Origin of the sequence: Pseudomonas syringae pv. tagetis (assembly GCF_022557255.1) — a bacterium.
Classification (GTDB): Bacteria; Pseudomonadota; Gammaproteobacteria; order Pseudomonadales; family Pseudomonadaceae; genus Aquipseudomonas; species Aquipseudomonas caricapapayae.
Genome location: NZ_CP092923.1, coordinates 2,046,729 through 2,064,739 on the forward strand (window position 1 = coordinate 2,046,729; position 18,011 = coordinate 2,064,739).

12 protein-coding genes and 1 other RNA gene are annotated in these 18,011 nt (G+C 59.5%); 9 read left to right on the forward strand and 4 right to left on the reverse strand.

Annotated features, from left to right (window positions below):
• Positions 1-184 precede the first annotated feature (184 nt).
• The 5 genes from MME58_RS09260 (at position 185) to MME58_RS09280 (ending at position 9,415) form a co-directional block, all read left to right on the forward strand.
• A complete protein-coding gene (locus MME58_RS09260; RefSeq protein ID WP_055006233.1) occupies positions 185-844 on the forward strand; it encodes a GntR family transcriptional regulator in 660 nt (219 codons plus the stop codon).
• A 4-nt stretch (positions 845-848) separates the two neighbouring features.
• A complete protein-coding gene (gene smc, locus MME58_RS09265; RefSeq protein WP_055006232.1) occupies positions 849-4,337 on the forward strand; it encodes a chromosome segregation protein SMC in 3,489 nt (1,162 codons plus the stop codon).
• A 250-nt stretch (positions 4,338-4,587) separates the two neighbouring features.
• Positions 4,588-5,457, forward strand: a complete 870-nt coding sequence (zipA, locus tag MME58_RS09270; RefSeq protein WP_054985245.1) for a cell division protein ZipA — start codon at positions 4,588-4,590, stop codon at positions 5,455-5,457.
• A gap of 130 nt (positions 5,458-5,587) precedes the next feature.
• Positions 5,588-7,951: an NAD-dependent DNA ligase LigA gene (gene ligA, locus MME58_RS09275; protein ID WP_055006231.1), complete on the forward strand. Its 2,364-nt coding sequence runs from the start codon at positions 5,588-5,590 to the stop codon at positions 7,949-7,951.
• Positions 7,952-8,248: 297 nt separating this feature from the next.
• Positions 8,249-9,415 (forward strand): zinc-binding metallopeptidase family protein, encoded by a 1,167-nt coding sequence (locus MME58_RS09280; protein WP_055006250.1) that lies wholly within the window; start codon positions 8,249-8,251, stop codon positions 9,413-9,415.
• Positions 9,416-9,476: 61 nt separating this feature from the next.
• On the opposite strand, the gene MME58_RS09285 is transcribed toward MME58_RS09280, so the two are convergent.
• Positions 9,477-9,965 carry a GNAT family N-acetyltransferase gene (locus MME58_RS09285; RefSeq protein ID WP_054985243.1) on the reverse strand — a complete coding sequence of 163 codons (489 nt, stop codon included), beginning with the start codon at positions 9,963-9,965 and terminating at the stop codon, positions 9,477-9,479.
• A 226-nt stretch (positions 9,966-10,191) separates the two neighbouring features.
• Here MME58_RS09285 and ffs point away from each other — a divergent pair.
• Positions 10,192-10,288, forward strand: an RNA gene (gene ffs / locus MME58_RS09290) — signal recognition particle sRNA small type.
• Positions 10,289-10,469: 181 nt separating this feature from the next.
• On the opposite strand, the gene MME58_RS09295 is transcribed toward ffs, so the two are convergent.
• Positions 10,470-11,123 carry a DUF1826 domain-containing protein gene (locus tag MME58_RS09295; RefSeq protein ID WP_055006249.1) on the reverse strand — a complete coding sequence of 218 codons (654 nt, stop codon included), beginning with the start codon at positions 11,121-11,123 and terminating at the stop codon, positions 10,470-10,472.
• 331 nt (positions 11,124-11,454) lie between these two features.
• On the opposite strand from MME58_RS09295, the gene MME58_RS09300 reads away from it, so the two are divergent.
• Entirely contained in the window at positions 11,455-12,579 is a 1,125-nt protein-coding gene (locus MME58_RS09300; RefSeq protein ID WP_054985242.1) for a mechanosensitive ion channel family protein, read from the forward strand.
• A 7-nt stretch (positions 12,580-12,586) separates the two neighbouring features.
• Here MME58_RS09300 and MME58_RS09305 read toward each other — a convergent pair whose 3' ends face one another.
• Both MME58_RS09305 and MME58_RS09310 read right to left on the reverse strand, forming a co-directional pair.
• Positions 12,587-14,272, reverse strand: a complete 1,686-nt coding sequence (locus MME58_RS09305) for an acid phosphatase (RefSeq protein ID WP_055006230.1) — start codon at positions 14,270-14,272, stop codon at positions 12,587-12,589.
• 93 nt (positions 14,273-14,365) lie between these two features.
• Complete coding sequence (locus MME58_RS09310; protein ID WP_055006229.1) at positions 14,366-15,160, reverse strand: substrate-binding periplasmic protein; 795 nt, start codon at positions 15,158-15,160, stop codon at positions 14,366-14,368.
• Positions 15,161-15,260: 100 nt separating this feature from the next.
• Here MME58_RS09310 and dnaX point away from each other — a divergent pair, with 100 nt between their 5' ends.
• Both dnaX and MME58_RS09320 read left to right on the forward strand, forming a co-directional pair.
• Positions 15,261-17,456: a DNA polymerase III subunit gamma/tau gene (gene dnaX, locus MME58_RS09315; protein WP_055006228.1), complete on the forward strand. Its 2,196-nt coding sequence runs from the start codon at positions 15,261-15,263 to the stop codon at positions 17,454-17,456.
• A gap of 61 nt (positions 17,457-17,517) precedes the next feature.
• On the forward strand, positions 17,518-17,844 hold the full coding sequence (locus MME58_RS09320; RefSeq protein WP_002552818.1) for a YbaB/EbfC family nucleoid-associated protein: 327 nt from the start codon (positions 17,518-17,520) through the stop codon (positions 17,842-17,844).
• Positions 17,845-18,011: the final 167 nt, after the last annotated feature.

An 18,011-nucleotide genomic window follows, 5' to 3' on the forward strand; every position in this document is an offset into this window, starting at 1 on the left:
AGGAAATTGAGTTTTTCAGCAATCTGCCGATCAAAGACCCCTGGTCCCTGGATCGCCCATACGGGTGAATTCAAGGTTTTGCGTATTTCGTGCCAGTTTCCGCGTTTATGGCCCTGCGCCATCCGTGCCGGTTGCGATACACTCCGCGGCTTGCATGCAGAACTGGTTTTTTTGAAGGATAGTCATGACGTTCAAGGCCCCGGACAGCCTCGCTGAGCAAATCGCTCATCATCTTGCCGAGCGGATCATTCGCGGTGAGCTCAAGCCTGGAGAGCGTATCCAGGAGCAGAAAGTCACGCAGGCGTTGAACGTCAGCCGTGGTTCCGTGCGCGAAGCATTATTGATTCTGGAACGCCGCCATCTGGTGGTGATCCTGCCGCGTCGGGGCGCACAGGTTACGTTGCTCAATGCGCATAACGTGACCAGTCTGTGCAGCCTGATGAGCGAGCTGTATATTCTGCTGGCCAATGCGGTGGTCGAACGCTGGAAGACCGAGGCGGATCTCGCGCCGTTCGTGCAGATCCAGCAGCGTCTGCAGGCCAGTTTCGAGCAGCAGGACGCCAAGGCCTTTGTCGAAGAGAGCTTCAATGTGATGCGCGCGGCCTACCCGTTCGCCAATAACCCGTACCTTGAAGAAACCGTCGAGAACCTGCAGCCCTCCATGAGTCGTAGCTATTTCCTGGCGCTTGAACAGCGCAAGGCAGAGATGAGCGATTACCTGACGTTGTTCGGCGATCTGCTTGCCGCCGTGATCGCGCGTGATCTGCAGAAGACTCGCGTTGTGCTGGTCAGCTACTGTCAGCGCAGCTGTCAGCTTGTGCTGTCCGCTTTGGCAGCGGGCTGACCGCATGCGCCTGAAGTGCATCAAGCTGGCGGGGTTCAAATCTTTCGTCGACCCCACCACGGTGAACTTCCCCAGTAACATGGCGGCCGTCGTCGGTCCCAACGGCTGTGGCAAATCCAACATCATCGATGCGGTACGCTGGGTCATGGGCGAAAGCTCGGCCAAGAACCTGCGCGGCGAGTCGATGACCGACGTCATCTTCAACGGCTCCACCAGCCGCAAACCGGTCAGTCAGGCGAGTATCGAGCTGGTCTTCGACAACTCCGATGGCACTCTGGTCGGCGAGTACGCGGCTTATGCGGAAATCTCGATTCGCCGCAAAGTGACGCGCGACAGCCAGAACAGCTACTACCTCAACGGCACCAAATGCCGCCGTCGCGATATCACCGATATCTTCCTCGGCACCGGCCTGGGGCCGCGCAGCTACTCGATCATCGAGCAGGGCATGATCTCCAAGCTGATCGAAGCCAAGCCTGAAGACCTGCGCAACTTTATCGAAGAAGCCGCCGGGATCTCCAAGTACAAGGAGCGGCGTCGGGAAACCGAAAACCGTATTCGCCGCACCCACGAAAATCTGGCACGTCTGACTGACTTGCGCGAAGAACTCGAGCGTCAGCTGGAGCGTCTGCACCGGCAGGCTCAGGCCGCCGAGAAGTATCAGGAATACAAAGCCGAAGAACGGCAGTTGAAGGCGCAACTGTCGGCACTGCGCTGGCAGGCCTTGAATGATCTGGTGGGTCAGCGCGAGGCCGTGATCGGCAATCAGGAAGTCGGTTTCGAGGCGCTGGTGGCAGATCAGCGCAGCGCCGATGCCAGTATCGAGAGGCTGCGCGACGGGCATCACGATCTGTCCGAACGCTTCAATCTGGTGCAGGGCCGCTTCTACTCGGTAGGCGGCGACATCGCCCGCGTCGAGCAAAGCATTCAGCACGGCCAGCAGCGCCTGCGCCAGTTGCAGGACGACCTGCGCGAAGCCGAACGCGCCCGCCAGGAAACCGAATCTCACCTTGGCCACGACACCACGCTACTCGCTACCCTCGGCGAAGAGCTGGAAATGCTTGAGCCCGAGCAGGAAATGACCAGCGCGGCCGCCGAGGAGTCGGCCGTTGCACTGGAGGACGCCGAAGCGGCCATGCAGGGCTGGCAAGAGAAGTGGGACGTCTTCAATCAGCAATCTGCCGAGCCGCAGCGTCAGGCGCAGGTCCAGCAGTCGCGCATTCAGCAACTGGAACAGAGCATTGAACGACTGGCCGAGCGTCAGCGGCGGCTGGCCGAAGAGCGTCAGTTGCTGGCCGCCGACCCCGAAGATGCGGCCATTCTGGAGCTTGGTGAAGACCTTGCCGCCCGTGACATGACCCTCGAAGAGCTGCATCTGGGTGAAGAACAGGCGGTCGAGCGGCTGGAGCAATTGCGTGATGCGCTGCAACACTCCAGTCAGGCGCAACAGCAGGCGCAAGGCGAGCTGCAACGTCTCAATGGCCGGCTGGCCTCCCTGGAAGCGTTGCAACAGGCCGCACTCGACCCTGACACCGGCACTGCCGAATGGCTGCGCGATCAGCAATTGGCCGAGCGCCCGCGGCTGGCCGAAGGACTGAATGTCGAAGCGGGCTGGGAACTGGCGGTGGAGACTGTGCTTGGCGCGGATTTGCAGGCCGTACTGGTGGATGACTTCGACGGGCTCGATCTGGCGAACTTCCAGCAAGGCGACCTGCGCCTGTTGAGCACCGGTACCGACACTGTGCGGATGCCGGGCAGCCTGCTGGAGAAGGTGGACAGTCCGGTTGATCTGTCGGCCTGGCTCGGTCAGGTGATTCCGGTCGGGGACCTGGACGAGGCGCTGGCACGACGCAAGCAACTCGGTGCCGGGCAAAGCCTTGTCAGTCGTGACGGTTACTGGGTAGGGCCGCACTTTCTGCGCGTACGACGCGCCAGCGAAGCGCAGAGCGGCGTGCTGGCCCGCGGGCAGGAGTTGCAACGGCTGGGGTTGGAACGTGATGAACGCGAAGCGACGCTGGCCACACTTGAAGAGCAGTTGCTGGTTTTGCGTGAGCAACAGTCGCAGCAGGAAGACGCTCGCGAACAACTGCGCCGTCGTGTGCAGGACGAAACCCGCCAGCAAAGTGAGCTGAAGGCGCAGTTGTCGGCCGTCAAGGTAAAGGTCGAGCAGTTGACCCTGCGTCGCTCCCGTCTGGACGAAGAGCTGGCCGAGCTGGGCGAACAACGTGCTGTCGAGCACGAGCACCTCGGCGAATCGCGCCTGCAGTTGCAGGATGCACTGGATGCGATGGCGCAGGATACCGAGCAGCGTGAGGTGCTCCAGGCCCAACGCGATGCGCTGCGCGAGCGTCTGGACCGAGTGCGCCAGGATGCGCGTCAGCACAAGGACCACAGCCATCAGCTGGCGGTACGCCTGGGGTCGCTCAAGGCGCAGTACGATTCGACGCGTCAGGCCCTGGAACGCCTGCGCATGCAGTCCGAAAGGCTTACCGAGAAGCGCGAGCAACTGAGCCTGAACCTGGAGGAGGGCGAGGCCCCCCTTGAAGAGTTGCGCCTCAAGCTCGAAGAATTGCTTGAGCGGCGCATGGTGGTCGATGACGAAATGCGCATCGCCAAGAACGCGCTCGAAGACGCTGACCGCGAATTGCGTGAAGCCGAAAAACGCCGCACTCAGGCCGAGCAGCAATCGCAGTTGTTGCGCGGCCAGCTAGAGCAGCAGCGCCTTGAATGGCAGGCGCTGACCGTGCGTCGCAAGGCTCTCCAGGATCAGTTGCATGAAGACGGCTACGATCTGCATGGCGTGCTCGCCACGCTGACACCGGAGGCCAGCGAACAGGCTGCCGAACAGCAACTGGAAAGCATCGCCGGGCGTATTCAGCGTCTCGGGGCAATCAACCTCGCCGCCATCGACGAGTACCAGCAGCAATCCGAGCGCAAACGCTATCTGGATGCGCAGGATGCGGATCTGGTAGAAGCGCTCGACACGCTGGAAAACGTCATTCGCAAGATCGACAAGGAAACCCGGAACCGCTTCAAAGATACCTTCGATCAGATAAATAGCGGAATTCAGGCACTTTTCCCAAAAGTTTTCGGTGGTGGCTCTGCTTATTTGGAACTGACGGGCGAAGATTTACTCGATACAGGGGTGACAATCATGGCGCGTCCTCCCGGCAAGAAGAACAGCACCATTCATCTGCTGTCGGGCGGTGAAAAAGCCTTGACTGCACTGGCGCTGGTTTTTGCCATTTTCAAACTCAATCCTGCGCCGTTTTGCATGCTTGACGAGGTGGATGCGCCGCTGGATGACGCCAACGTGGGCCGCTATGCACGTTTGGTGAAAGAAATGTCACAAACTGTTCAGTTCATCTACATCACCCACAACAAGATCGCCATGGAAATGGCTGATCAATTGATGGGTGTAACGATGCACGAGCCCGGCTGTTCGCGGCTGGTAGCGGTGGATGTAGAGCAGGCGATGGCGCTGGTGGATGCCTGATTGACCGCTTGATCGACCGGGGAAATCGCTGCGCAAGGACCTGAAAATGTGACGGTTGTGCAATAGATGGCACTTTGGGCGGCGAAGAGACGTAACAGACGGTGTAAAGTTACCTTTGGTCGTGCTAGTTTAGTGACCACTTTTTATTTTCGCGTGGGCAAATTGCCAGTCAGAACATGGACTTGGCACCACGTATTAAAGGGGTTTAGGCCCTTATTTTCAGATTTCTTCATTAGAGGCACTGGATTACATGGAAATCGGTCTGCGCGAGTGGCTGATCGTCATCGGCATAATAGTTATTGCCGGTATTCTCTTTGATGGCTGGCGCCGTATGCGCGGCAGCAAGGGTAAATTGAAATTCAGGCTGGATCGAAGCTTCTCCAATCTTCCGGATGAGGAGGAAGCCACGACCGCCGAAGTGCTCGGGCCTCCCCGTGTGCTGGATACTCACAAGGAGCCGCAGCTCGACGAGCACGATCTGCCGTCGATGAGTGCGAGCCCGCGTGAAGGCAAGCGCAGCAACAGCGATAAACGCGGCAGCAGTGACAAGAAGCGCAAGGACGAACCGCAGCAGGGTGATCTGAATCTGGACCTGGACGGGCCGAGCCTGTTCACCGCGCGTGACGACGATTTCCCGGACGACAAGCCTGCCCAGCGCATTACTGAAGACAAGGACCTGCCTCCGGTCGAGGAAGTACTGGTCATCAGCGTGATCTCGCGCAGCGAAGGCGGTTTCAAGGGCCCGGCACTGCTGCAGAACATTCTGGAAAGCGGCCTGCGTTTTGGCGAGATGGATATTTTCCACCGTCACGAAAGCATGGCAGGCAACGGCGAAGTGCTGTTTTCGATGGCCAATGCGGTCAAGCCCGGTGTGTTCGACCTGGACGACATCGACCATTTCAGCACTCGTGCAGTCAGCTTCTTCCTTGGTTTGCCAGGCCCTCGTCATCCCAAGCAGGCATTTGACGTGATGGTTGCCGCAGCCCGCAAGCTGGCCCACGAGCTTGATGGCGAACTGAAGGATGACCAGCGCAGTGTCATGACCGCACAGACGATCGAGCACTACCGCCAGCGCATCGTTGAATTCGAGCGCCGTGCGTTGACCCAGCGTCGCGGTTAAGCGCTTTCTTGCGCAGATACCCGACGAAAAGCGCGCTCTGGCGTGCTTTTCAGTGGGGCGGGGCCGCAACAGAACAGAACCAACAGATGAGCAGCCCCGGCTGCTCTTTTGCTTTTTGAGAGAACACCGTATGAAGGCCGTTGAAACCCGAATCCTGGAACTGCGTGCAGAACTGGATGAGCATAACTATCGCTACCACGTTCTGGATGAGCCAAGCATTCCGGATGTCGAGTACGACCGCCTGTTTCACGAACTCAAGGCCCTTGAGGCAGAAAACCCGCACCTGGTGACCCCCGATTCACCGACACAGCGGGTCGGTAGTGCCGCCTTGTCGGCGTTTACGCAGGTGCGTCACGAAATGCCGATGCTCAGCCTGGGCAACGCTTTCGAAGAAAACGACATGCTCGAGTTTGACCGCCGGGTAACCGAGGGCCTGGACCTGCCGGCCGGGGACCTGTTGGGTGAAGGCAGCAAGGTGCAGTACAGCTGCGAGCCCAAGCTCGATGGTCTGGCCGTCAGTCTGTTGTATCGCGACGGTGCGCTGGTGCGCGGTGCGACACGCGGGGACGGGGCTACGGGCGAAGACATCAGTGTCAATGTGCGCACCGTGCGCAATATCCCGCTCAAGCTGAAGGGCAAGGGCTGGCCGGATGTGCTGGAAGTGCGTGGCGAAGTGTTCATGTCCAAGGCGGGTTTCGAACGCCTCAACGCCAGCCAGCTGGAAATCGGCGGCAAAACCTTCGCCAACCCGCGCAATGCGGCAGCGGGCAGCCTGCGCCAGCTGGATTCGAAAATCACCGCCAATCGTCCGCTGGAGTTCTGCTGTTACGGCCTGGGCCAGACGTCGGCAGAAATCGCCGATACTCACATCGGCGTACTTGAAACACTGAAAAAATGGGGAATGCCGGTCAGTCGCGAGTTGAAACTGGCTGATGGCGTCGACGAGTGTCTGGCCTATTACCATGACATCGGCGAGCGGCGCCTGACACTGAGCTACGAGATCGACGGCGTGGTGTTCAAGGTCAATAACCTGGCTGCGCAACGCGAACTGGGCTTCCGCGCCCGTGAGCCGCGCTGGGCGATCGCCCACAAATTCCCGGCCATGGAAGAGCTGACCGAGCTGCTGGATGTCGAATTCCAGGTCGGCCGTACCGGCGCTGTGACACCGGTCGCGCGTCTCAAGCCGGTCAAGGTGGCGGGCGTCATGGTCGCCAACGCTACGCTGCACAACATGGATGAAGTGGCGCGGCTCGGCCTTATGATCGGCGATACGGTGATTATCCGCCGCGCCGGTGACGTGATTCCGCAGGTGGTGCAGGTTGTCACCGAGCGCCGTCCCGAGAGCGCCAGGCCGGTCCAGGTCCCACAGACCTGTCCGGTCTGCGGCTCGCATGTCGAGCGCACGCAGTTGATCAAACGCAGCAAGGGCAAGGAAACCGTATCCGAAGGGGCGGTGTACCGCTGCGTCGGGCGTCTGGCCTGTGGCGCGCAACTCAAGCAGGCGATCATCCATTATGTGTCGCGTCGCGCCATGGACATCGACGGGCTGGGTGACAAGACCATCGAGCAATTGGTCGATGAAAAACTCATCGGTTCGCCCGCCGATCTGTACAAACTGAAATACGAGCAGATCATCGACCTGGAAGGCTTTGCCGAAATCTCCAGCAACAAGCTGCTCAAGGCGATAGCCGATAGCCGCCAGCCGACCCTGGCGCGCTTCATCTATGCCTTGGGTATTCCTGATGTGGGAGAAGAAACGGCCAAGGTGCTGGCGCGTTCGCTGGCCTCGCTGGACCGAGTCAAACAGGCGCTGCCGGAGGTGTTGACATACCTGCCGGATGTGGGCCTGGAAGTCGCTTACGAGATTCACAGCTTTTTTGAAGACGAGCACAACCGTAACGTCATCGATGCGCTGCTGGGCGAATGTGGTCTGCAATTGCAGGATCAGGGTGAGCTGGGGGCTGAGTTTGCTGCCAGCACCACCCTGCAAGGGCTGATCGACAAATTGCACATTCCGTCGGTAGGGCCGGGCGCTGCGCAGAAACTGGCGGACAGGTTTGGCACGCTGGAGGCCGTCATCAGCGCCGACTGGCTGGACATGCGCCAGGCGCTGCCGGAGAAACAGGCAAAGTCGGTACGTGATTTCTTCGACGACAGCACGCACGCCGAGCGCGCCCGCGCTATCGAAGCACAGCTCAAGGACTTCGGCATGCACTGGCGCAGTGAGAAAAAAACCGTCGAAGGCTTGCCACTGGCCGGGCAGACCTGGGTGCTGACCGGTTCGCTGGAGCGCATGAGTCGTGATGTCGCCAAGGAAAAACTCGAAAGCCTGGGTGCCAAGGTGTCGGGCTCGGTATCGGCCAAGACCCACACCGTGGTTGCAGGGCCGGGTGCCGGCTCGAAACTGGCCAAGGCCAACGAGCTGGGCCTGACCGTGCTGGACGAAGATGCGCTGTTCAAACGCCTGGCCGAGCTGGGCGTGGCGGTTGATTGAGGAGGGCCTGCGCTCCGTATGCCCTGATTATCGTGCGACGCTCCGCGTCGTATGCCGTTCTGGACACTCTGCGTCCGATATCGAGCGTGATGCTGCGGCGTAGATCTGTGACGTGGAGCGTCACGCACTGCATTTCTGCGCTGGAGCGTGCGGAACGATCATCCCAACCAGCGTGCGGCGCACCGTTTTCGCCCACGCAAACGCCGTCGATGCTATCCGTCCCCGCTGCTCGATAATATTTTGAACCCCTGAAGCGTCGGCATGATCTAGTCCATGCAAGGCCAACGGGAGATCGCCATGTATCGCTTTTTCGAGCAATTGAGTTCACGCATTACCGCCCCATTTGTCGGCGAATCCAAACGTAACAGCAAGGTCTGGCAGTGCACCTGCGGCCAGTCGGTGTTTTTCCCCAATACCCAATGTCTGGCCTGCTCGGCGGCGTTGGGCTATCTGCCCGAGCAAGGGCGCATCGCTACGCTTGAGGCGGGGCCTGAGCCCACTATCTGGCGTTTGAGCGATGAGCCGGGTGCCGGTCTGTACCGGCGTTGCGCCAATCTCGATACCCCGGCAGCCTGCAACTGGCTGTTTCCGGAGCACAACGCCAGTGAGTTCTGCGTTGCGTGTAGCCTCAATCGCACCATTCCCGATCTGTCTATCGCCGAAAACGGTGAGCGCTGGCGCAAGGTCGAGACCGCCAAACGGCGTCTGGTCGCGCAGCTGATTTCTCTGGGGCTGCAAGTCATCCCCAAGTCGGTCGGCGAAGAAACCGGCCTGGCCTTCGATTTTGTCGGTGTCGATATGGAAGGCAATTTACCGACCACAGGCCACGCCAATGGCCTGATCACCCTGAACATCGAAGAAGCCGACGACGCACACCGCGAAGCAATGCGTGTGCAACTGCACGAACCCTACCGCACCTTGCTTGGCCACTTCCGGCATGAAGTCGGCCATTACTATTGGGATCGGCTTATTGCCAATACCCATTGGCAGGACGCCTGCCGCAATCTGTTCGGCGACGAGCGCGCCAGTTACGCCGATGCACTCGATCACCACTACAAGAACGGCGCGCCGGACCACTGGCAGGAAAGCTTCGTCAGTGCCTACGCCACCATGCACCCGTGGGAAGACTGGGCCGAAACCTGGGCTCACTACCTGCACATGATGGATGCGGTCGATACTGCGCTGGGTTTTGGCATGAGCGCTCGGGATATGGAACTCGATTATCAGCCGTTTCCGCTGGAAGTGCTCTACGACCCGCAGCACCCCGGTGGTCCGGCGTTCCTATCGTTCGTCAACGCCTGGATCGAACTGGCCAGCATGCTCAACGAGCTGTCACGCAGTATGGGGCAACCGGACTTCTATCCGTTCGTGCTGCCTCCTGCGGTGATCGCCAAACTGCACTTCATCCATCTGGTGATTCAGGATGCCGGTGGCAAGGCTGACGAGGTGTTGCAGGCCCAGTAATGCAGACGCTGCCTGACACAATGCGCACAGCGGCGTGTCAGGTGTCTGCTCACGTACAGGCTTACAGCTTCAGGGCCAGCCTGCGCTCGAAACCGATCCGTCCGCGATACGCTTCACCGGTATCGATCCAGCCCTGGCCTGCATACAGCCCAATCGCAGCCGAGTTGTCTGCATCCACCGACAGCATCAATTGGTTGATGTCCGGCCATTTCAGGCGCAGCGCTGCCGGCAGTGACTGCAGGCAAGCCTTGCCCAGCCCCTTGCCCTGTTCACGATGATCGATCTGCAAGGCATGCAGTGTCGCCGAACCATCCTCCTGTGCCCAATGCGGCAGGCAGTCCCCACGTTTGAGCAGGAAAAACCCTACAGGCCTGTCATCACCCAACAGTACAAAACCGCAGACATTCGGATTGGGGTTGACCAAAAGGGTGTTGAGGGCAGTGTAAATGTCGCCGGAGAACTGTGTCTGTTCCTGCGTGACCTCAAGGTGTCCGAGCTGCTGGCGTTGAGGGGCGCTGAGGTCGTGGTAGTCGACCAATCGAGTCTGCATGAGCAACCTGCCGGCTGATTATTGGTAAGGCGGGCAGGGTACAGGATCGAACGAGGGGGTTTCTAGGATTTCCGCCACCGATGACCGATGCGCATTTGCCTTTCAGCCCCGGCACACAAGTGCTTGAGCCTCCTCGAAATTTTTATCCGAAGCAACGGTTGTAAACTCGCGCCAGACCGGTACAATGGCGCGGCTCGCCAACTGGTGAGCGTCGTTATGGTGACCCCATCGGTCCCCCCGCAACGATTACCCGTTAACCTGGTCAGGCCCGGAAGGGAGCAGCCACAGCGGGAACATTGTGTGCCGGGGTGTGGCTGGTGGGGGCACCACCTATATCAAGGTCCTTTCTTAAACGGGACTGCTCGTAAAAACAACAGCCTGTTCCTGTTTCGACTGCGCCCTGCGCTGGCGAGAACTTCGTGCGTCTGTAAAAACAGTCTGCCCGGCACGGAGATGAAACCGCCGGATGTCTCTGGCCCGGCGGTTAATCCTGTGTGGACTGCCTTACTTCCATCGCGCCATGAATATGGACCTGCCGGTCTCACTCGGTGAGCGATGCACCAGTTTAGGAATGCTTTCTTCGGTAATGCCTTTGCCAGCAAAGAAATAGAAGCGGTCTTGCTTGGCTTCTTTGGTCTTTTGTGCGACCACCTCAGCGCTCACAGGGTTCATTTCTGCATATTCCCCGTTCGTAAACACGGCTTTTGACTCCGGCGACGTGACGAACTCTGTGCCGCGGCCCTCTATCGCTGAGATGCAAATGACCTTCATCGGTGCTCTGTCTTGATGCCATTGCTCCGAGCGCGGATTGTCGGCGCGCCGCAGTTGAAATTCGTGGGGGCGTAATTGTTGTTTTCTTCCCGTGAGCGAGGCTGCGATGTCTTTTGCGGCTGCCGTTACCGAGCGCTCATGCTCGGTCGTCCGCAGGTCAACGACTTTACCGACGGTTTCGTTTCGCCAGGCAGGGTTACTGAGACGGCTTTGCTCAAGCAAATAGCTTTTTGTGTGCTCCGACATGCGAACGCTGAAATATCCTTCCTCTTTGAGCTTTGCAGTCTTTTGCTGAATTTTCTCGGGTTCCAGCTTCAACTCATCAAAGGGCTGGGGTTGGGTGTAATACGTCGATGGTCCGGCTCCGCCACGGATGCTAAAGGTCATGAATATTTCCTCTGGGGTGATGTGATCTTTAACCATGGGTAGCCTTGTGGCCAGTTGGGCGAGTGTTGTTCTGGCTCCGCCACGGCAGGCTTTTGAGTGGCGATGAGTAGAAGAATGGTTCCATGCCGGCCAGCTCGGCAATCAGGAGAGGCCGTGGTGTGATTTCCAGTGTCCTGCCAGCAGCCAAATCAAACTGAACCCTCACTCCCACACATCCCCTAACCCCTTACGCGTCGCTTGAAACCGTTTTACGGCAAGGGGCAATTCAGGTCGCTGCGGGTGTCACAGGCTTTTCGGTCAGGCGTCTCGCAGCAGTGGAGCCGGGGGCCGGATGGAACAGGACATCATCAGATTTTTCACAGACTCGCAATTTCTGGGCATTTCGCTCGCTAACTGGATACTCGCCATCGTCGCGTCGACCCTGAGTTTTATCCTGGTCAGAGGCGTGATCGGATTCGTGCTCAGAAAGATGCGTTCGCGAGCGGATGCACCCACAACTCATATGCGATACATCGTGGTACAGGTGCTGTCGGGTACCAGTAATACATTGTTGCTGCTGGCCTCGATTCTCATCGGGGTCGGCATGCTCGATCTGCCGGATCGCTGGCTCGGGCGGGTCAGCAGTCTATGGTTCGTGGTTGCCGCCTTGCAGGTCGGGTTGTGGGCGAACCGCGCGATTGCGCTGGCATTGCAACGCTACTTTATTCGCCATAATGCCAACGGCACCTTTCAGGGCAGTGCGCTGGCCACGTTGAGCCTGTGGGGCGCGAAAGTATTGCTGTGGGCCACGGTGGTGATGGCGATGCTGTCTAACGTCGGGGTCAACATCACCGCGTTTGTCGCCAGCCTCGGGGTGGGAGGTATCGCGGTTGCGCTGGCGGTGCAGAATATTCTCGGGGATGTATTTGCCTCGCTGTCCATCGCCGTGGACAAGCCTTTCGAGGTCGGAGATTTTATCGTCGTCGGTGCGCTGTCAGGTACGGTCGAGCATGTCGGCCTGAAGACCACGCGCATCCGCAGCCTGGGCGGCGAGCAGATCGTGATGGCCAACGCCGACATGATCAACAATACGATCCAGAACTACAAACGCCTGCAGGAGCGGCGCATTGTCTTCGAATTCCGGCTTACGTACGACTGCTCTGTCGATCAGATACGGGAAGTGCCAAAAAAGGTCGAGGCGATCATCAATGCGCAGGAGCTGGCACGTTTCGACCGCTCGCATTTTCGCGGTTTTGGCGAGACGTCGCTGGAATTCGAGACCGTCTTCATCGTTCTCGACCCCAGCTACAACGTCTACATGGATGTGCAGCAGGCGATCAATCTGAAGATCATGGAGGCGTTCGCCGAGCTGGATGTGCGCTTTGCGTTCCCGTCTCGCACGGTGTATGTGGCGTCCCTGCCACCGGTGAAAACCTCACGTCCGACTGCACTGGAAGCAGCCGACGCGAGTACCTGAAGCAGTCTCAGGCGGGGAAGTGCAGTGCGTTGGTCAGGTCGCCCATGGGCACCTGTCCGCGCGCAACCATAGCGTCGTCGCGGCGTTTCAGTCCGTCGAGCTTTTCCAGGCCATGCACGCGGGTAATCAGGCGCAGGATCGAGGCCGTGTCATAAACGGTATGGTCCACCTTGCCCTTGCGTGCGAACGGCGAAATTACCAATGCCGGAATGCGCGTGCCAGGGCCGAAACGGTCCCCTTTGGGGGGCGCGACGTGGTCCCACCAGCCACCGTTCTCGTCCACGGTGACCACAATTACCATGTTGTCCCACTGTGGGCTCTTGCGCAGCACCTTGATCACCCGGTCGATATGCCGGTCGCCCGCCGCCACGTCTGCGTAACCGGCGTGCATGTTCAGGTTGCCCTGGGGTTTATAGAAGGTCACGGCGGGCAATTTGCCTGCTTCGGCATCGGCGAGGAAGCGGTTGGTGCTTGACTCGTCACCCAGACCGCCGTCACGCAGGCGCTTTTTGCGTTCTTCAGGGTTCTGCGGGCCTTGCTGCTTGAAGTAGTTGAACGGCTGGTGGTGGTATTGAAAGTTAGGGATCTTCGGGATACCGGTGGAATCCTTGAACTCGTCCAGCGTGACTTGCCAGGCACCGGCGTACCATGCCCAGTCGACATTTCTTTTCGACAGCTTGTCACCGATGTGCTCGTGGCTTTGCGGCACCAGCACGTTAGGCAGATCCGGTTTCGAGTAATCGGGGTTCTGCGGGTCGCGCAGCCAGGTGGGCCAGTAAGGCGGAGCCATGGTGTTGACGGCGTAGTTATCCGGGGTGATGGCGCTGGGGCCGAACTGTGGTGGCCCTTCCATCGCACTGGCAGGCGACTTGTCGAGAGGCTTGAGGCGCGGATCCTGCGGGTTGAAGCTCTGCAGGGTTGCGATCTGGGATTTCGCCGGTGATTCGGCCGCGTTGGGGTAGATAGGGGCGGTGGCGGAAATCAGGTACTGGTGGTTGAGGAACGAGCCGCCAAATGCACCCTGAAAGAAGTTGTCGCACAGCACGAACTCTGTGGCGACGTCCCACAGGCGCAGCGAATACTGAGTCTGTGCGTAGTTACCCATGGTCAGGCCACCAGCGTCGGCCCATGCCACGAATCGATCATTCCGGCCGTCGTTGATCTGCATCTGGTTCTGATAAAAGACATGCCACAGGTCGCGAGTCACCAGGCTCAGCGGCAGGTCTTCGCCGTTTGGCCCCTTGAGCGGGAAGGGCGCGTTGGGCAGGTCTTTCTGGAACTGTTCGCCGACCGGGTAGGTTACGCCGTCAACCGTTTGTGGCCCGACCTGCAGCACGCCGCCCCAGGCTGGCGGCAGTTTTGACAACAGCGTGCCGTCGCGGTCGCGCTGCTCGTACTCGGAAGGCCTGAGCGACGAGAGTGGCTTTTCGACCCCGGGGAAATCGCCGAACAGGTTGTTGAAGCTGCGGTTCTCGGCGTAGATCACCACAATGGTCTTCACATTTTCGCGCAGAGCTCGGTCCAGCGCCGGTCCGGCAAGATGATGGTGCCTTTCGTTGTCGGCAGGCGGTTTTTCGTGGGCCGAAACGTAGCTGCTCATCGTGACGCCTGCACCCAGGGCAGCCATCCCGCCCAGGAAACGACGGCGGCTGGGGTTGTTATTGGTGTCTTCGTCGTCTGGTCTGTCGCTCATCGCCAAATACTCGCGCTGGTTAATGTATTACCAAAGATTTCAAGGGAGGGTAGCGGCGGAATATGACGCTATTGCTACACCACAAGTGGAGGGTCACGGAGTAATGGGCGCGGTGTAGTGGTCGATGATTTGCTGAATTTCACCTGACAGACGCATTTGCACCAATGTGCGCAAAATTTTACTCACCGGAAGTTCAGGGTTGTTGCGTACCAGACAGGCCGCAGGCTGCTCGGCGACCAGTGATATAGGCTTGAGCTTCTTGCCCACAGGCAGGTTTCGATTGGTCCATTCAAGGATCAACTGGTTGGTCACGGCGTAGTTGTAGCGTCCAGCCATCAGCTTGCCGAGTGTCTGGTTCTGCGTGCGTGCGTCTTCGCGTATCAGTTGATGGTTGTCGAACAGATGCTGCAGAGCAGGGTAGTTGTAGCCCAGTACCGTGCCGACGGTCTCATTGTCGAACTGCTCGGGGTATGGGCCGGCAGCCGTTTCCGCGGAAGCGACCAGCCAGTCGCGCTGATAGAGAATCGGCAGGCTCCAGAGGTAATCACCGGACAGGTCGGGATACCACGCCTGGGCGCTGTAGCAGTGCATGTCCACTTCACCGCGTTCGAGCGCCGACTGGATACGCAGGCGCGGCATCACGTGGTAGCGGGCTTCGAGGCCTATGTGGTGCGCAAGGTTTTGCATGATGTCGAATAGAATGCCGGATTCGGGTCGAAAGTCGGTGATGTGCATCATCGGCATGGTCCAGCCTTCGTTGACCGCAAAGTCCAGGGAACCCTTGGCCGCTTCGACGGTTGGCGTCGATATCAAGAGCATGCACGCCACGGCTGCGTGAGGCAGCCGTAGTGTCGCAAAAGCCTGGATAAAGCGCGTCAACAGATTCATTTGCACAGCTTAGCCACAATAGAGACGGACACCAGATGCAATTTTGCCCCTGCTCGGCTAGCATTGGCGGTCTTCCGCTTACCAGTTGCGACGGTTTTAAATGAGTTATCAGGTTCTTGCACGTAAATGGCGTCCGCGCTCGTTCCGCGAAATGGTCGGCCAGGCTCATGTGTTGAAGGCCCTGATCAACGCGCTGGACAGCCAGCGCCTGCACCACGCCTATCTGTTCACCGGCACGCGGGGCGTCGGCAAGACCACTATCGCGCGGATCATCGCCAAGTGCCTGAACTGCGAAACCGGGATTACCTCCACGCCCTGTGGCACTTGCTCGGTGTGCAGAGAGATCGACGAGGGCCGTTTCGTCGACCTGATCGAAATCGACGCCGCCAGCCGGACCAAGGTCGAAGACACGCGCGAACTGCTGGATAACGTGCAGTACGCACCGAGTCGCGGGCGCTTCAAGGTCTACCTGATCGACGAAGTGCACATGCTGTCCAGCCACTCGTTCAACGCCTTGCTCAAGACGCTTGAAGAGCCTCCGCCCTACGTCAAGTTCATTCTCGCCACCACTGACCCGCAGAAGCTGCCCGCGACCATTCTGTCCCGCTGCCTGCAGTTCTCGCTGAAAAACATGACACCCGAACGCGTGGTCGAACACCTGACCCACGTGCTGGGCGTCGAGAACGTACCGTTCGAAGACGACGCGCTATGGCTGCTTGGGCGTGCCGCTGACGGTTCGATGCGTGATGCAATGAGCCTGACCGATCAGGCCATTGCCTTCGGTGAAGGCAAGGTCATGGCTGCCGATGTGCGCGCCATGCTCGGCACGCTCGATCACGGCCAGGTATTCGATGTGCTGACTGCATTGCTGGAAGGCGATGCTCGCGGCGTGCTGGAGGCCGTACGCCATCTGGCCGAGCAGGGGCCTGACTGGAATGGCGTGCTCTCGGAAATCCTTAATGTCCTGCACCGCGTGGCGATTGCCCAAGCGTTGCCGGAAGGTGTCGACAACGGTCATGGCGATCGTGACCGGGTATTGGCGTTGGCCCAGGCCTTGCCCGCCGAAGACGTACAGTTTTACTACCAGATGGGCCTGATTGGTCGCCGTGACCTGCCGCTGGCCCCGGATCCGCGTGGCGGGTTCGAGATGGTTCTGTTGCGGATGCTGGCGTTCCGCCCCGCCGACAGCGATGACGCGCCGAGGCAGGCGCTAAAGCCGGTGGGGATCAGCCAGGCCACGGTTGATTCCCGAAAGGCAGTGGTCGATGCAACACCTGTTGCATCGGTAGCGCCCGCCGTTTCAGTGGCGCCGGTAATGGCTGCGCCCGATCCGGCCTTCGAGGCACTGCCGCCTGCAGCCGCTCCGATACAGTCGGCTGCTGCACCGTCGCAAGCCAAGTCAGAAGCCCGGCCTGAGCCGGTCGAAGACATCGATCTGCCGTGGAATGAGCCGAAGCCATCGATTACCGAAAAAACCACCGAATCTGCACGTGATACAGAACCCCTTGCAGAGCCGGTGCTGGAGACTGTCTCCGAGCAGCCAGACCTCACGCCCATGCCGACGCCCGCGCCCGCCAGCCCGGTGCCAGCCGCACCGGAGGCCGAGCCTGCGGAGCCAGAACCGGAACCGGTTGCCGTGCAGCAGGTCAGCCCGGCGATGCTCGAAGCCATCCCGGATTCCGCGTATCTGTCCATGCACACGGATTCCATGTCTTCTGATTCCGGCCCCATGGGGCGTGATGACGAGCCGCCGGCGGACGACGATTATGTCGAGCCGGATATCGACATAGACCCGGCGTCCTACAGCTATCTGGACGAACTGGCACACGAGAGCGTCGTCGAGCTTGAGGCGGTCGAGCCGGAACCTGCTCCGGCCGCCAGACCGGCCACCGGCCTTGCTGCCGATTGGCTGGAAGTCTTCCCCAAACTGCCGATCTCCGGCATGACCGGCAGCATTGCGGCCAATTGCACCTTGATGGCAGTCAATGGCGATGACTGGCTGCTGCACCTGGACCCGGCACACAGTGCGCTGTTCAACTCGACCCAGCAGCGCCGTTTGAACGATGCGTTGAACCAGTACCACGGACGCACGATCAATCTGAGTATCGAACTGATCAAGCCTGAGCAGGAAACCCCGGCCCAGGCTGCTTCACGGTTGCGTGCCGAGCGTCAGCGCCAGGCCGAAGCCTCGATTCAGGCCGATCCGTATATCCAGCAGATGCTGCAACAGTTCGGCGCGGTAATCCGGGAAGACACGATCAAACCCGTGGACGCGCCTGCGGTGCAGGCTCAATAACTGAAGACAGGGCGCCATTGGCGCTACGCAAACGAACCATCCATTTTCGAGGAGATATCCCATGATGAAAGGTGGCATGGCTGGCCTGATGAAGCAGGCGCAGCAAATGCAGGAAAAAATGGCCAAGATGCAGGAAGAACTGGCCAACGCGGAAGTCACCGGTCAATCGGGTGCCGGTCTGGTGAGCGTCGTGATGACTGGCCGTCATGACGTCAAGCGCATTAACCTGGATGACAGTCTGATGCAGGAAGACAAGGAAGTGCTGGAAGACCTGATCGCCGCCGCAGTCAACGACGCCGTGCGCAAGATCGAGCAGGCCAGCCAGGACAAGACCGCTTCCATGACCGCAGGCATGCAACTGCCACCGGGCATGAAACTGCCGTTCTGACGATTGCCTGAGTGATGATCGATGCCAGGCCATGTGCCTGGCATTTTTCTGTCTGACGGTTGGCTGGTCGTCCTTGAGCATTCAGGGCTGGAGACGCAACAGTCAGGAACGGATGACCCCGCGCGTTGAATGGTCGAACATCGCGGCTCGGTAACGATCAGTGTTTG

Coding starts and splice junctions, on each gene's coding strand:
- MME58_RS09280 (WP_055006250.1), top strand. CDS start 8,249: ATGTATCGCTTTTTCGAGCAATTGAGTTCACGCATTACCGCCCCATTT.
- MME58_RS09320 (WP_002552818.1), top strand. CDS start 17,518: ATGATGAAAGGTGGCATGGCTGGCCTGATGAAGCAGGCGCAGCAAATG.
- zipA (WP_054985245.1), top strand. CDS start 4,588: ATGGAAATCGGTCTGCGCGAGTGGCTGATCGTCATCGGCATAATAGTT.
- MME58_RS09295 (WP_055006249.1), bottom strand. CDS start 11,123: ATGACCTTTAGCATCCGTGGCGGAGCCGGACCATCGACGTATTACACC.
- dnaX (WP_055006228.1), top strand. CDS start 15,261: ATGAGTTATCAGGTTCTTGCACGTAAATGGCGTCCGCGCTCGTTCCGC.
- MME58_RS09285 (WP_054985243.1), bottom strand. CDS start 9,965: ATGCAGACTCGATTGGTCGACTACCACGACCTCAGCGCCCCTCAACGC.
- MME58_RS09260 (WP_055006233.1), top strand. CDS start 185: ATGACGTTCAAGGCCCCGGACAGCCTCGCTGAGCAAATCGCTCATCAT.
- ligA (WP_055006231.1), top strand. CDS start 5,588: ATGAAGGCCGTTGAAACCCGAATCCTGGAACTGCGTGCAGAACTGGAT.
- MME58_RS09305 (WP_055006230.1), bottom strand. CDS start 14,272: ATGAGCGACAGACCAGACGACGAAGACACCAATAACAACCCCAGCCGC.
- smc (WP_055006232.1), top strand. CDS start 849: ATGCGCCTGAAGTGCATCAAGCTGGCGGGGTTCAAATCTTTCGTCGAC.
- MME58_RS09300 (WP_054985242.1), top strand. CDS start 11,455: ATGGAACAGGACATCATCAGATTTTTCACAGACTCGCAATTTCTGGGC.
- MME58_RS09310 (WP_055006229.1), bottom strand. CDS start 15,160: ATGAATCTGTTGACGCGCTTTATCCAGGCTTTTGCGACACTACGGCTG.